Raw genomic sequence first — 14,133 nt, 5'->3', positions numbered from 1 at the left:
TATGTCTTTGCCTTGCCCACCGACTTCATGCTCGCTCTCTCCTGACTTGCCGCGCGGGCTTGTCGGTCCGCATGCCCAGAAACACGGGGTGACGCATCTCGCCCTCGTCGGTCCATTCGGTGAACTTGACCTGACATACGAGCCGCGGCCTGATCCAGGTTGTCCGGTCTTCGTGCGGAATGTCCGTAAACGGCCTGTTGTCTGTCCTCAACTTCATCATGCGTGCATGCAGCGTCGCGAGCATTTCTCGGGAGAAACCCCCACCGCTGTGGCCGACGTAGACAAGCTTGCCCCGGTCGTACACGCCGAGCACCAGCGAGCCAAAATGTTCGCGGCTCCCGCGCGGTTCGGTGAATCCGACAATGATGGCTTCCTGTTCATGACCGGCCTTGATCTTGAGCCATTCGTTCGTGCGCTTGCCTGAGTGATAGAGACTTGCTGCGCGCTTCGCGATAATCCCTTCCTCGCCCGCACGTCGCGCCGTGTTGAACGCCGCCTTGCCGCTCCCTCTCCTGTACCCGCTAAAGCGAACCAGTGAGTGCCGCCCAAGAATGCTGTGCAAACGGTCCTTGCGCTCAAGCAATGACTTCTGACGCAGGTCCCGGCCATCCAGGAAAAGCAGATCGAACACGTAATAGCGGAGACGGGCCTTGCCTTTCAGAGCGTTCTGCAGCAACTGGAACCGCGATCGCCCCTCCGCGTCGAGCGCCACCAGTTCGCCGTCAATCACCGCTTTGCGCTTGATGACGTCGAGCGCTTCGGCAATTGCGGCATAACGCCTGGTTACATCGGTACCGCTGCGCGAGTAGAGCGAGCCGGCGCCCCCTCCGGTTTTTGCGACGAGCCGAAAGCCATCCCACTTCGTCTCGAAGACCCATTCCTTGTCATCGAATGGCGCGTCGATGAGAGTCGCAAGCATTGGCTTAAGATCACCTTTTCGCATGCGTCTTGATCAGCAGCCATTGCTTCGGGCGTTTCAATCGCACCAGCGAATACACGCCTCGAAGCTTGCCTCCTTTGAGAACGAAACTTGCGCGGCCCCGCCGCAGTCCCGCTCGCATGGCCCGCTCACTCTCCGCTGCGCCGGTCGTTCCCTCGGCCGCGTAAATGCCGTCGTCCCATTTTTTCACCAGCCCGGCGCCATACTCGCCTTCCGGTATTCGCCCCTCGAAGTCCTTGTATGCATACGGATGGTCCTCAACCTGCACGGCGAGGCGCTTGTCCGCCGGTCTTCGGGGCGGCCCCTTGGGCACAGCCCAGCTCTTGAGGACGCGATCCAGCTCCAGGCGAAAGTCGTGGTGCAGATGCGACGCTCGATGCTTCTGGACGACGAAAATCAACTCCGTGCTTCGCCGATGCGCACGCGCGCGCGGCTCCGGCGTCGTCCGAAAATTTCGCTTCCTGCGATAGGCGGTCAGCGACATCCGCAACCCCGATCTCTCCTTGGCGGGACTAGCTCATCGATCAAAACTCGCGTCGCTGAGCGCCGGTTCCAACGCACGATTGCCAACCGGAGCGCGCGTCGCTTTTTGGAAATCCCCGACGCGGCCGCAGTTGATTCAGGCGGAACATCGCCTTGCAGGCTTGATGCAGGAACCGATGGCCAGGACCAGCGTCGCCAACACACATCTCGATCATCGTCGCGTCGCGCCTGAAGGCCGTTTCCGGCGACCCCGGCTCTATGTGGTCGGCGAGGCACCCGGTGCCGAGGAAGCCGAGCAGGGCAGGCCATTTGTCGGTCCGGCCGGCAAGGCATTGCGTGAGATGCTGGACGAGGCCGGGATCGACCCCAAGCAGGTGCGCTTTGCGAACGCCATCCCATTCCGACCAATCGCGTATTCCAAAGACCGGAAGCCACGCAATCGCAGTCCAACCATCCCGGAGGTCGATCACTATGGCAAGGCCGTTCTGAACGACATCCGACGTTCCAAGCCTAGCGTGATCGTTGCGCTTGGCAGCACGGCGTCCCGCTTGTTTGGCGAGTCGCAGTCGATCAGCGTGACGCGACGGACGAAGCGCCAATTTAACGGTCACGTGCTCCGCATCACGTTCCACCCAGCCTATGTCCGCCGCTTCGGTGGACGTAATAGCGATGTCTGGCATCGGGCGGTCGCCGACCTACGTCGAGCTTGGCAAGACTCCGCGGCTCATTCGGATCCGGATCGCGCTTGAAGATCTCGACGGTCATGCCGCCGCCGACCACTCAATCAGGCAAGTTCTGGATTCGACCCCAGGTGCTCTTGGTACCCCAGATGCCCGAGCGCAGTGCTTCGAGCTGCACGATCTGGCTGTGGTCAACGAACAGATTGACCTCGTTTCCGTAGTTCTTGACGTACCATTCGAACACCGGCGGGTCAGCGCCTTCGAACATCACCTTTTCAAGCCCAAGCTGATTGATAATGCGGGCGACCACATCAGTGCGCCAGGTATCGACGTTTTCCGTGATGCCTTCACTTTCGATCATGATGATGTCGGCTCCTGCATCGAGCGCGCGCTCAGCCTGCGCGATCAGCCAGCCGACATCCTTGGTACCCTCGGCTGCGAGCTCCTCGGTCGACGTGCTACCGCCGGCGCCGAACTGAATGCCGAGTTCCGGCTTCGCCTTCAGCCCGGCTTTTTTAACCTTCTGTACCAACCGCAACAGACCATCTGTCGGGAGGCTGATAAAGCCCGTGGAAATCTCGATCACGTCAAAGCCGAGCGCCTTGGCCTCGGCGATATAGCGATCGATCGCCCCGACACCGAAACGCACGACGTTTTCGATCCAGCCCCCTGTCGAGACGTAGACGTCATGATCGTGTGCCAGCTTGTTGATCGACCTGACCACGTCGGGTGGCATCAGCGCAAACGAGCCGCCTGCATATTTGAGGCCGTCGACCGCGGTGCCGACCGTTTCCAGGATATCGGCCAGATGGCGGGGACCATAGGCGCTATAGTAAGGACCCCGGATTTCGGTGATTCCGATCCGGCGCGGCTTGGCCGAACGCGCCGCCCGGGGAATGAAGGAAAACGCGGTTTCTGCCATGGCTTCGTCCTCCTCAGAAATGTGTTCGCGCCTCTATGGGCGGAACCGAGATGTCGCCGAGCAACGACGTGAGGGCGGCGACCGGGCGCTTCTCCAGCGTCGCGATCACCTCGGCAAGCGCGTCGCGTTCGGATGCCGTTGTGAAGGCCGACGTGATGCGATCGAACTTGTGGCGTGCCATCGCCCAATCGAACGGCTTGGTATGGAAGCCATGATAATCGTCGCGCTGGGCACGAAACACAGTTTCGTCTCGTTGTTCGATCTCGAGATCGGCTGGGAGCCGCTCCGGGAACTGCGCCGAGAGCCGAGGATCTGGCGTCACCGTTGCTTTCCGCAGCAACGTCTGGACATCCTCAGCGGCAATTCGTTCGGGTGTGTATTGCTGCGGCTGCACCTCACCATCAATCAATGCGACTGCCAGCATGTAGGGCAGACTGTGATCGGCGTCTTCCTTGGTTCGCACTGTTCGCTTGTCACCCTCCTCGCCGCCGCCGATGATTCGATGGGCTACTGCGAATGTCCTGAGCCGTATTGCGGAGACAGCGGCCGCGTCGAAACCGGGGCGCGCTCGAATGTCGAGCGCGGCATCGAGCGCAGATTGGGCGTGGATTTCGGCATTGTGCCGCTTCACGATCGTATGGCGCACGCCTTCCAGATCCTCTTGTCGCCAGTCGATTTCGAAGGGGCCGCTGATCACCTCTTTGAATCCCTTGGTACCCTCGAACACAGCTTCGGGCCCAGCGATCCCGCGGCTCGCGAGCAATGCGGCGTGCGTCGCCGACATTGCCGTATTTGGATAGGCAAGTCCCTTCCAGTGAGACAGTGCGCCCGTGCGAGTAACGCGCAGCGCATTATTGGCAGTGCCGCTGATCGCCAGCGCATGCGCGATCTGCGCGGACGGCAACGCAAGTGCCTTGGCCGCACCCGCAGCGGCTGCGTATGCTCCTTGTGTGGTGTGATCAAAGCCCTTGTCACGAACTGGGGCGACATCGCTTAATCGGATGTGGACCTGGTAGGCGACGGCGAGCGCAGTAAGCAGGTCGGCGCCGTCTGCGCCCCGCATCTCGGCCGTGGCCAGCACTGCACTGAGATTGTCGGATGGATGGCAGGTTTCGCCGGCAGCGATGTAGCTGTCCATGAAATCAAGGTAACGGCTGAGAGCACCGTTGTAGAATGCGGCGCGATCCGGCGCGGTGCGGCCGCCACCGATGAGCGTGGAGCACGGACAACCGCCCAGGTCGGCCACCAGGCCGCGAATCGCCGCGATGGGCGGCGAACTCAGTGCCCCAATGGCCACCCCGATCGTGTCGAGGACGCGAATCTTGAGCTGCTCCAGCGCCTGCTCGCCCAAATCCTTCAGACGAACACGTTCCACAAATCTGGCAAGTTCCTGAACCTCGGTCACGACCGCGGACTCCTTGTCTCGATCTGCTGCCGGATCAGCATGCCGCGGCCGCCGGCGCCAAGCCGGCCGTGTGCTGGCAAGCTTCCAGTGCCGGTCAGCCCGGCGCGCGGAGGGAGACAGCTTCGTGGCGAAATGGGAGTGGTCACACCATCGATCGAAACGATCGTATCATCAGCAGCGAAGCGTGTCCCTTGGGCCACCTCGCCTGGGACGCAGGATCAACGTAACAGCATGAAAACAGTTGCAACGCGGGAGCGAGAGGCGGGTGCGGCAGCCGAGTGCGCTCTGCTGATTCCGGCCTCCTCGCTCCTTCCGCCTTCGGCCGAACGTCGCGCCATTTCGTTCGTTCCGATTGCGGGAAGTAGTTGTCCTTCGTGTGCCCGCACGTTCGAGCAGGAACTTGGTCCGTGACTCCCTCGTTCTTCTTCAACCTCCTCGTGGTGTTGCAGGGACCTGAACATGGCGATCGACTTCAATCACACGATTTTGTCAGCTCGCGACAGCAAGTCGTCGGCCGATTTCCTTGCTGAGATGCTGGGGCTGCCGGAGCCGCGGCGCTGGGGACCCTTCTACATCGTCAAGACCGACAACGGCGCCAATCTCGACTATATGGACAGCAAAGGTGAGCTCGCGCGCCAGCACTACGCCTTCCTGGTTGGCGATACCGAGTTCGACGCGATCCTGGATCGGATTCGCAAGCGGAAACTGACCTACTGGGCTGATCCCGCGCAGCGACATCCAGGCGAGATCAACGATCACGATGGCGGACGCGGCCTTTATTTCGAAGACCTGAACGGACATCTGCTCGAAATCATCACACGTCCATACGGCAGTGGTGGCTGGAATCCGTAGGCGCATGACCTCGAAGGAGCCGGGCCGCAGACGGTGTGAGCGATCTGCAACTTTCTGCTACGGTACGGGATCCTGAACGATCCGATCATCTTCGATACGATCGGAGTGTGCCTTCATACAGCGACACGGGCGGGTGCGCGCCGGGATCGGTTATCACGTCGGGCAGGCTGAGCGTCGACGCCTTGGCAGACGGAACAGCCGGACCCAGAATGAAACGATGCTGTGGCGATCACGGGCCGCAGCTTAGGTCACTGCCAGCCTTTGCCAGAAGTCGAGCACGGCCGCGACGATCGCCTCGGGCGCGTCCGGCGGTACCCCCCGCGAGCGACACAAAATAGAGAGATGCGCTGGTCGTCTCCGCCGACGCGCACAAGATCGTAATTGTCCGGAGCAATGACCCGTAAAGCAATCCCGGCGCTCGGCGTTGATTCATCGATCAGCTTGAAGTGCATCCGTGCTCTTGCATTGATCGCCAACACTGGAGCGCAGATGGCGAGCGCGACTTGAGCGACGCGATCCGCGTCAGATCGTTGGACGGTCGTACCACCGAAAGTCTCCGAATCGTCGACGACCGCCCGACATCGACTTGTCTCCCGCGCCAAGACTCAAATTGCTCGGGCGGCGCGCCGACGATGCTCAGGGGACACGGGTTCGATGCTCATCCCCGTGATCAGCCAGCAAGGCGATTACAGCGCGCAGTCCGACTTCGGTGGTCGGGTGGATTAAGCGCATGTCGCCTCCACCCGCGGATCAAGCGAGCGCGTTGAACGGCCGATAATGGAATCAGAGCAGGCACGCAGTGTCCCTTCAAAGGCCGGACGCGATTCTTGGGCATGTCGCCTCGTGGGGAGACCGCAATCCCCGGCGACGGGGAGCGCCAAAGGCGCCGAACCCGTCAATCTGAAATCAGGTTCCGCAAGCGCGTTGTTGCCTAACTGTGAAGCGCAACCGCGTTCTTGCGACGCAAAAGCCCTCTCCGCAACTGTCCACGATCGCAGACCAATTTAGTGGCCGGAGAATCGCTGCAGAAGAAATGATCTCAGTGCTTCTCGTCCGGATGCACTCGCCAGTCCCGACCTACCGTCTGATGGTCCCCATCAGTGTTGTCGACGCGCCCTGTGCGATTGGCGTCGCTCTCATGTGCCTTCCAGTCACGGCCTAATTGCATATCCTCTCCACGTGCCCGCTCATGTGCACGTGATTGCTCGGCTTGTTGAGGGGACTGATCCGGCTGCACCGGAGCCGTCTGGGTTTGGTCAATCCTTCCCGCTCCTTCGGCGAAGGCTGGAACGAGACCACAGGACAGCAGCATTGCCATTGTTACTACGACACTACGCATTACGTTCCTCCTCCATTCGGATGAAACGCTAACGGCTTGCCTGAGCTTCGGTTCGGGATTTTTACGCTCGTTCCGGTACAGTCCTGCGTGCGGCAGTACGTGGAGGCCACAACGTTGATGCCGCAGGCTCAAAGCGAGTGGACCGCGACGATCACCAATGGGTCCTTCGTCCAGCGCGCGGAAACCAGGGCTGTTATTGAGAACGTCAATTGAGCTTTTTCGGCGCTCGGACTAGTGTGCCTCTGGGGACACAGCAGCCTCCCCGTCAAGTGGGCCATCCCATGCAAGCGCTGTTCGCTTTGTTATGGAGCGAACACATGGATGGGACGTCTCTTGAACTTCCGCTCTTCATTGTTGCGACCTTCGCCGGTGCGCTCGTTGCCGGCATGTCCGGATTTGCATTCGGCCTGATCGCCGCATCCATCAATCTGGCTCTACATCCTTGCTCCCCTGCAGACCGCCAGCTTGATGACCGTGGCTTCAAGTTGTTCGGCCACATCGGCGAGGGTGTCTTCCGCAAGATCGTGTTGGTGCTGCTGTTAGCTTCGGCGCGGTCCTGATCGTCTAATCGCTGCAATCGATCCCACTCTGCGGGCCGCCCGATACCGGTGCTGTACATAAATGAACACGCAATCATAGGGATCAACGAACCCGGAGCCGTTTCCATGTTTGAACCCACAGCTCGCTTAGGCCGCATCGCAATCCTCTGGCGCGGGGACGAATCGGCGCGCCGCACTGCCTCGCCAGAGACCAGCCGGTTCAGCGCCGTGTTCGCGGCGCTCGCCGATGTCGGCGTTGATGCCGCACCGGTGGTCTATGAGGACGATGTCCTCGACGCTGTTCGCACGCAGCTCGCCACATTTGATGGCGTACTCGTCTGGGTCAATCCGATTCACGACGGTCGCAACCGCGCCAATCTCGACGCGCTGCTGCGCGAGATCGCGGCGCGCGGCGTCTGGGTGAGCGCCCATCCCGACGTCATCCTCAAAATGGGCACCAAGGAGGTGCTCCATCGCACTCGCACGATGAGTTGGGGCTGTGACACGGCCCTCTACCGAACGCCCGAGCAGATGAGGGCGGAATTGCCCTTGCGCCTCGCCGCTAGCTCGCGCGTGATCAAGCGCAACCGCGGTAATGGCGGCCGGGGTGTCTGGAAGGTCGAGGCGCTGACACGTCCACCCGACCGGCTGATGGTACGCGTGCTTGATGCCACCAAGGAAGAATCGGAGGACGTCGCTCTGGATGAGTTTCTCGAGCGGTGCGTCGAATATTTCGACGACGGCTCTGTGATCGATCAGCCGTTCCAGCCGCGCTTGAGCGAAGGGGTGGTGCGCTGCTATATGGCGGGCGATCGCTGCGCCGGCTTCGGCCACCATAAGGTCAAGGCCCTGGTTGACGAACCGACCGCGCGCGCCGAGGCCGGACCGCGGCTCTATGTCGGCAAGACCGACCCGCGCTTTCAGGGCCTGCGTCGGTTGATGGAAGATGAGTGGACGCCACAGTTGACATCCTTGCTCGATATCCCGAGCAGCGATCTCCCGATGATCTGGGACGCGGACTTCATGTTCGGTCCACCCCGTTCCGACGGGACCGACACTTACGTGCTCGGCGAGATCAACGTCAGTTCGGTCTTCCCGATCCCCGATGAGGCACCGGCCGAGATCGCCCGCCGAGTTGTCGATAAGCTGCAATCGAAGCTCTGAGGCGGCAACAGCCACCGAGGCTTCCAACGCCTTCGCGGCCAGCACAATCGCGCGAGCGAGTTCCAACCTGCTACCACGAAGAGCGCAAAATCGCGGGAAATCGTAGTTTGGCGCGCAGAATCGTACGATTGGTAGCGGGGGAGCGCTACCGCCTTTCCCCACACCAGCCGAGCCTCCGATATCTTATCCAGTCCTTCGCATGAGCCAGTTCTTGAGCTCCTGGCGGGTTCAGTTCTTACGCTCTTAGAGACGCACGTTGAAAAACCACGAACCCCAAAGTGCCCGAACTCGCGGAGATTCGAAAGGCGGCGCATGTTTGGCGCCACTGTCGTAGAGACGGCCGTAACTGCCGCGCGGAGTGCTCTTACTTACCGCCTCTGCAGGCTCGATCTGGGTGAGCCAAGTTTCCATCGACGGTAGCGAATTTTGGTCATTCCGATTGTGATACAAAACGTCGGTAAAAATATTGACAAACCCGACATTTTATATCATTCATACTCAATGCAATCAGCCTCTGAGACGCAGCAAGACCGCGCTCTAACTCTGCTGAAAAAGCGGGGCATGGTTCGGCTTTCTGAATTCAAGGAGGCGGGCGTTACGGCGGCAACCGTGTCACGAATGAAGGAGAAGGGGCTCGTCCTTCAACTCAGCAGGGGACTATATCAACTCCCAGATGCCTCGTTCGATACCCATCATGCGCTGGCTGAAGCCGCCAAGCTCGTCCCGAAAGGCGTTATCTGCCTCACCTCCGCGCTCGCCTTTCACGGACTAACCGATACGATCCCATCGCGGGTTTGGATGGCCATAGGCGCAAAGGATCGGCGGCCGCGAACCCAAACCCCTCCCCTCCAATTTGTGCGTTTCGGAGAGAAGGTTCTGACCTCTGGCATTACAGAGCAAGAGATCGAAGGTGTGCGGGTACGCATCTACAATCCCGCCAAAACAGTAGTCGACCTGTTTCGCTATCGCCGGAGCGCCGGAAAGCGCTATCAAAAGAGTCCCGGCCTCAATCTCGCGCTCGAGGGTCTCAGAGAAGCACTGCGACAGCGCAAAGCAACCCCTGCCGAGATCGCCCGATACGCAAATGAAGCTGGTATCTGGAAGGTCGTTCAGCCGTATCTTGAGGCGATGACCGCCAATGCCTAAGAAGCCAAAACCTCCAATCAAGAACATGGGCGCGTCGGTTCGGGCGCGGTTGCTCAATCTCTCAAAGCAGCGTCGCCAGCCATTCGATCTGCTGCTCAACAATTACGTTCTCGAGCGACTTCTTTATCGGCTGAGTCAAACCAAGCATCACGACCGTTTCATTCTGAAAGGAGCGATGCTGCTTACGAAGTGGTTCGAAGATCCGCTACGCTCGACAAGAGATTTGGACTTTTTGGCCGTCGGCAATGACGATCAAGAAGAAATGGTGCGCATCTTCCAGGAGGTCTGCGCCGTCTCCTTTAACGATGGCGTCGTCCGACAGCGTGAAGGTCGATCGTATCCGCGAAGAAATCGAATATAGCGGCTACGCATTACGGCTAACGCAATGATCGATAGTGCCAAAGTTCGGATCGTGATTGATATCGCCTTTGGCGATTCCGTTGAGCCGGGTCTTCAGGAGGTGGACTTACCGGTTCAGTTGGATTTTCCGGCGAAATCTGATGGTGGTTGATCGCTGACTGTTCGTAACGGCGATGATCCTGATGCCGCCGGCTTGCGCCATCGGCAACTGGGTTGCGAGACCAGCTACGTACAGTGGAGCCGATTTTGCGAGAGGTCTTGCATTGCCAGACTCACCTCCTTGTATGGAACGTGCTGGAGGTCGAGGCCCGCGCGCCTCAAAAAGCCCGGCACGAGATAGTCCAGGCTGCCTGGAGTTCCGCTCCAGTTGAATTGGCCGTTCTTTGAGCGCGCCTGCGTGACAAAATCAGACATCGAGTTCATTGCCAGCGAGGCAGGGACGCCAATTGCGACGTAGACTTCAGCTGCGGCCGAGATCGGCAGAAGATCGTTGGGATCATAAGGAAGGCTACCCTTGTGCGAGACCAAGTTGCTCGTGAGGGGCCCTCCGTTCGTATAGAGGAGGGTATGCCCATCGCTGGAATTGAGCACGGTAGAGACGACGATGATGCCGTCGGCCCCGGGACGATTCTCGACAATGACGGGCCTGCCCCATCGCTTAGCCAGCTTGTCGGCGAACGGACGCGCCGTTACATCGCCCCCGCTGCCGGCTGGGAATGGAGTGACGATCTTCACGACCTGGCTGGGCCAGGACTGGGCGTTACCGGGCAATGCGGTGAACGATAGAGCGATTGTTGTCAGGATTCCCAGAGCCAAGTTCGTGGTGCGCATGATGGCGTCTCCTCGTCCTCGCCGACACGGCGGCTTATCAAATTCGATGGACACTAGGAGACGGACACGCCTAAGGTCCTTGTTTCAGAGTCTGAAGAGTTCTGAAGAAGCATGACAACCAGTCCGAAACTAAACCGAGAAGCCGTTCGATTTGGAAGTTTTGCGCTGGACCTCATCGATCGGCAGCTGACCTGTTCGGGAGAGCCCGTCAAGCTCTCGAGCCGGGCACTCGATATCCTGTGCGAATTGGCTTTGGTTCCAGGCGAAGTGGTCAGCAAGGATCGCTTGATGGAAAAAGTCTGGCTCGGACGCGTGGTGGAAGAGAATGCGATCCAAGTGCACGTGTCCGCTTTGCGCAAGGCGCTTGAACGCGGAGGCGACGGTCACAGCTACGTCGTCACGGTCCCCGGAAGAGGCTATCGCCTGGTCGGCATCGATAGCAGCTCTGACGTGCCGGTGTATCCAGGCTCTGGAGGGATACCGGCGCGTGGTACCTCGGTTGCCGTCCTCCGGTTTGTCAACCTCAGTGGCGATTCCAGCCAGGATTACTTTGCGGACGGTATTGTGGAGGACATCATCACAGGGCTTTCGCGGATCACCGGGTTATCTGTGGTCGGCGCAACATCGAGCTTGCTGTTCGAGGCAGGCTCTGGCGACCTGGCGAGTATCGGGCGGAAGCTCGGGTGCCGCTATCTCGTTCAGGGAAGCGTGCGGAAGGCCGATAACCGCATACGGATCACGGCACGGTTGGTGGAATCTGAAACGGGCGTCGCTTTGTGGGCAGAACGCTATGATCGTCGTTTTGACGATATCTTTGAGGTCCAAGGTGCGATCGCCATGAGTCTGGTTGGTGCCCTCGAGCCGAACTTACGCAAAATCGAGATCAGTCGCGTTCGAAGAGAGCGCCCCAACAACCTTGATGCCTATGACCTGTTTTTGCGGGCGCTCTCCTCAATGCGCACAACCATGCAAACGGGAGCGGGTGAAGCCGATCCCGGGGCCGCATCTGGTCTATGGCTTCCTGACAAAATGCAGTCGTCGAGCCGATTCATGCCAAGGCGATGCCGGTGATCTGACGACCGATGAGGAGCGTGACGTGTGGATGCGCGCGCCATGGGATGATGCCAAAGCGCTGCAGCGGCCCCTGCCCGATGACATGTTCAAGGTCGTGCTGCGCGGCGCTGACAAGGAGGCAAGCTGGTGGGCTAGGACCGGCGTGTTTTCTCCTCGGCTTCTTTTGCGAGTTTTCTCCACTCCTCGGCGGCCTGCAGCCAGGCTTCTCTTGCGCTCGCACTCGTGGCCTCGGTCGCCTCATCTTCGCATTCGGCGGCTTTCCGGCGGTAACGTTCAAGGTCTGACGTAGCCATGCCCGGACCTGACTGGTGAAGCGCAAAGAGTGCCAGATTAGCGGGCTCGGTCTACCTCCGCGCGACCGTAGGACTACGATGTTGCCGATGACTTGAGTCAATTCCATGTTGGACCGCCCGATGAGGCACCCGTTCACCCCTTGGGAGGCCTGTCTCCGGTTTGCAGCGCCTGCGCCACTGAGCGGAAGCCCCGTAAACCTCGCTTCCGTCGCGGGGCACTATAAGCTTCGCTCGTTTAAGTGTCCGCTCTACAATCACATGCTGCACCCGTCGCTCACGAAAGCGAATGCGTTCCCGTTTATGGCGTTCCTACTCAGTTAATCGAGGGATCCGAAATTCGCCAAGCCGATCTCCGTGCTGCATCCCCGACAACCACTGGCAACGCTGTGGCCGAGCCGATCTACTCCAAAGCGATGCCGGTGATCCTGACTACCGATGAAGAGTGCGACGCAGGGATGCGCGCGACATGGGATGAAGCCAAGGCGCTGCAGCGATCGTTTGCCGGATGACCTGCCAAAGATCGCTGCGCGTGGCGCGTCGAAGGAGGATGGCGCGGCTATTTTCTGAGCGTGAGCAGACCAGCAGTCATATCAACTCGACAGCTATGACGATGTGCCAGCCAAGCGAGAGGGCGAAGAAGACGGACGGCATGCGCCTCGCAGCAAGTTGTTCAAGCTTTAACCTATTTGAATGCGGGCTGGATCAGGAACCCTAGGTTAGGAGATCCAATCGAAGTGCTGACGAAATCCCCCAATGATCATTCTGGACGTGTCGAACCCCGCTGCGTTTTCGGGAAAAGGCAGCATTATTGTCCTTGAATACGCAGATGAGGATGTCGCCATGAGGGCGGCCAAGAAGATTGCTTCAGAGACCGGGCGTCGCGTCACAATCTATGACGAACAGGCGCGAGTGATCGGCACAATACCGGCCCCTACCACGCATTGAAAGGCGCTGCAGTAACCGTCACCGGAAGCTAAACATCATCCCTCATGAGAGGACCAGACGGAAGACCGAGCCGTAAGAGGGAGCGTTAGATGTGTCAGCCGGGAAACTGCGGTTGGAGCAGCGATACGATCATCAGGGCGGCGATCAGAATCGCCGGTGTCCAGCCGACCACCGCAGCTAACCAAAGCTCGGCATTGCGAAAGTAGTCGTGCATGGAGGGCTCTCCAGCAAGTCAAAGCGGTCAACGGAAAGATCTGGGCGGTGTTCCTGCATCGGCAGGCGATGGACACTGAAGCGGGCTGCGAACTCGTGCTCCCGTGGGGCACCAGCCGAGGCGCGGCTCGTGGCAGGTCCGACCCAAGGCGCGGCATACAGTGCGGGCAACCAGAGCACGATCAGTGCTATGTCCCGTTTCACAGCTAAGTTGCGCGCTGAAGGCGAGCGATGCGCCTGTGATCGCGCCAAAGCTCGATGATATCGTGGGTCGCCAAATATGTTTCGGCTCGCTTGCGCGCCTCCGTATCGTCCAGGCTGTTAAATTCGTAGGTCGCGCGCGCTACGCCCGCAGCGTCGACTGCGAAGGCCACGTAGCGTTTCAGCCCCTCGTCCATTGTTGGCATCACGCCTGATGGCAGTTGGAAAGGCTAGAATTAAAGGTAACCTCGACAGGCTGCCGCAAAACATTGCTGTAGGGACTCGTTCCTATTTGCGCGGCCCGATTTGGAGCGTCACTGCAGCCCGCAGTCGCACCCGGTCGCTCTCCGCGTTCGACCTCTCGTGTCATTCAAATGTTGATAGGGCGTTTGGTATTATCCTATGACACATAGCTGGTCGAAGTTCCATGATAACGCTGGAACCTACGGGTCCGGCGGAGGCATCTCCAATGCCAATCGGTCTCTTGTTGAAAACTGGAAAATACACGTCGGCCGAAAGCGAGTTGTTGAACAATGCCTTCGACCAAGCTTTGCGCTCATTGGGCTTGGTTGATCGTAACGATCCGCTTTGCGAGATGCTTGCTCGTAAGGTCATCGAGGTCAGCGCGACTGATACGAGGTCGGCAAAAGAGATCGCGGAAGCGGCCATAGTCCGGATCGCTCTGCGATAGGGCCGTCTCACCAGCGCATAGAATGATTTCTGACAGGAACAGCATGCGCGAACCG

16 protein-coding genes and 2 pseudogenes are annotated in these 14,133 nt (G+C 59.6%); 12 read left to right on the top strand and 6 right to left on the bottom strand.

Translation table 11 applies throughout. The features are described from left to right. Window positions 1-25 precede the first annotated feature (25 nt). Complete coding sequence (gene ligD, locus P6U25_RS06460; RefSeq protein WP_407150649.1) at window positions 26-919, bottom strand: non-homologous end-joining DNA ligase; 894 nt, start codon at window positions 917-919, stop codon at window positions 26-28. 10 nt (window positions 920-929) lie between these two features. Continuing rightward, window positions 930-1,424, bottom strand: a complete 495-nt coding sequence (locus P6U25_RS06455) for a DNA polymerase ligase N-terminal domain-containing protein (protein ID WP_407150648.1) — start codon at window positions 1,422-1,424, stop codon at window positions 930-932. 19 nt (window positions 1,425-1,443) lie between these two features. On the opposite strand from P6U25_RS06455, the gene P6U25_RS06450 reads away from it, so the two are divergent. After that, entirely contained in the window at window positions 1,444-2,172 is a 729-nt protein-coding gene (locus tag P6U25_RS06450) for a uracil-DNA glycosylase (protein ID WP_407150646.1), read from the top strand. A gap of 31 nt (window positions 2,173-2,203) precedes the next feature. On the opposite strand, the gene P6U25_RS06445 is transcribed toward P6U25_RS06450, so the two are convergent. Continuing rightward, window positions 2,204-3,025: a phosphosulfolactate synthase gene (locus tag P6U25_RS06445; protein WP_407150645.1), complete on the bottom strand. Its 822-nt coding sequence runs from the start codon at window positions 3,023-3,025 to the stop codon at window positions 2,204-2,206. A 13-nt stretch (window positions 3,026-3,038) separates the two neighbouring features. Continuing rightward, window positions 3,039-4,430 (bottom strand): MmgE/PrpD family protein, encoded by a 1,392-nt coding sequence (locus P6U25_RS06440; RefSeq protein WP_407150643.1) that lies wholly within the window; start codon window positions 4,428-4,430, stop codon window positions 3,039-3,041. A gap of 459 nt (window positions 4,431-4,889) precedes the next feature. On the opposite strand from P6U25_RS06440, the gene P6U25_RS06435 reads away from it, so the two are divergent. The 6 genes from P6U25_RS06435 to P6U25_RS06410 all read left to right on the top strand — a co-directional run bounded on the left by P6U25_RS06435 (window position 4,890) and on the right by P6U25_RS06410 (window position 9,981). Further along, the gene (locus P6U25_RS06435; RefSeq protein WP_407150642.1) at window positions 4,890-5,282 is read left to right on the top strand and encodes a VOC family protein; all 393 of its coding nucleotides are present in this window, start codon (window positions 4,890-4,892) and stop codon (window positions 5,280-5,282) included. 1,620 nt (window positions 5,283-6,902) lie between these two features. Next, the gene (locus P6U25_RS06430; RefSeq protein WP_407150640.1) at window positions 6,903-7,181 is read left to right on the top strand and encodes a hypothetical protein; all 279 of its coding nucleotides are present in this window, start codon (window positions 6,903-6,905) and stop codon (window positions 7,179-7,181) included. A 105-nt stretch (window positions 7,182-7,286) separates the two neighbouring features. After that, window positions 7,287-8,324, top strand: a complete 1,038-nt coding sequence (locus P6U25_RS06425) for a Cj0069 family protein (protein WP_407150639.1) — start codon at window positions 7,287-7,289, stop codon at window positions 8,322-8,324. Between the two features lie 501 nt (window positions 8,325-8,825). Beyond that, entirely contained in the window at window positions 8,826-9,470 is a 645-nt protein-coding gene (locus P6U25_RS06420) for a type IV toxin-antitoxin system AbiEi family antitoxin domain-containing protein (protein ID WP_407152442.1), read from the top strand. Then, on the top strand, window positions 9,463-9,831 hold the full coding sequence (locus P6U25_RS06415; protein WP_407150638.1) for a nucleotidyl transferase AbiEii/AbiGii toxin family protein: 369 nt from the start codon (window positions 9,463-9,465) through the stop codon (window positions 9,829-9,831). Before P6U25_RS06420 ends, P6U25_RS06415 begins: the two co-directional genes overlap by 8 nt. A gap of 24 nt (window positions 9,832-9,855) precedes the next feature. Then, entirely contained in the window at window positions 9,856-9,981 is a 126-nt protein-coding gene (locus P6U25_RS06410; protein WP_407150637.1) for a hypothetical protein, read from the top strand. Between the two features lie 74 nt (window positions 9,982-10,055). Here P6U25_RS06410 and P6U25_RS06405 read toward each other — a convergent pair whose 3' ends face one another. Further along, window positions 10,056-10,661 (bottom strand): Bug family tripartite tricarboxylate transporter substrate binding protein, encoded by a 606-nt coding sequence (locus P6U25_RS06405; protein ID WP_407150635.1) that lies wholly within the window; start codon window positions 10,659-10,661, stop codon window positions 10,056-10,058. 111 nt (window positions 10,662-10,772) lie between these two features. Between P6U25_RS06405 and P6U25_RS06400 the strand changes: the two are divergent. The 4 genes and pseudogenes from P6U25_RS06400 to P6U25_RS06385 all read left to right on the top strand — a co-directional run. Further along, window positions 10,773-11,027: pseudogene (locus P6U25_RS06400) on the top strand (transcriptional regulator); the annotation flags it as partial. A gap of 619 nt (window positions 11,028-11,646) precedes the next feature. Then, a pseudogene (locus P6U25_RS06395) lies at window positions 11,647-11,853 on the top strand (SOS response-associated peptidase); the annotation flags it as partial. A gap of 561 nt (window positions 11,854-12,414) precedes the next feature. Further along, the gene (locus P6U25_RS06390; protein WP_407150634.1) at window positions 12,415-12,537 is read left to right on the top strand and encodes a hypothetical protein; all 123 of its coding nucleotides are present in this window, start codon (window positions 12,415-12,417) and stop codon (window positions 12,535-12,537) included. A gap of 244 nt (window positions 12,538-12,781) precedes the next feature. Further along, window positions 12,782-12,973, top strand: a complete 192-nt coding sequence (locus tag P6U25_RS06385; protein WP_407150633.1) for a hypothetical protein — start codon at window positions 12,782-12,784, stop codon at window positions 12,971-12,973. Between the two features lie 419 nt (window positions 12,974-13,392). On the opposite strand, the gene P6U25_RS06380 is transcribed toward P6U25_RS06385, so the two are convergent. Continuing rightward, window positions 13,393-13,584 (bottom strand): hypothetical protein, encoded by a 192-nt coding sequence (locus tag P6U25_RS06380; protein ID WP_407150631.1) that lies wholly within the window; start codon window positions 13,582-13,584, stop codon window positions 13,393-13,395. Window positions 13,585-13,856: 272 nt separating this feature from the next. Here P6U25_RS06380 and P6U25_RS06375 point away from each other — a divergent pair, with 272 nt between their 5' ends. After that, on the top strand, window positions 13,857-14,078 hold the full coding sequence (locus P6U25_RS06375) for a hypothetical protein (RefSeq protein WP_407150630.1): 222 nt from the start codon (window positions 13,857-13,859) through the stop codon (window positions 14,076-14,078). Window positions 14,079-14,133 lie beyond the last annotated feature (55 nt).

The organism is Bradyrhizobium sp. ORS 86 (genome assembly GCF_045571475.1).
In the GTDB taxonomy this organism is placed as follows: domain Bacteria; phylum Pseudomonadota; class Alphaproteobacteria; order Rhizobiales; family Xanthobacteraceae; genus Bradyrhizobium.
The sequence above is the reverse complement of the archived record's forward strand: the minus strand, read 5'-3'. Positions and strand labels throughout refer to the sequence as shown.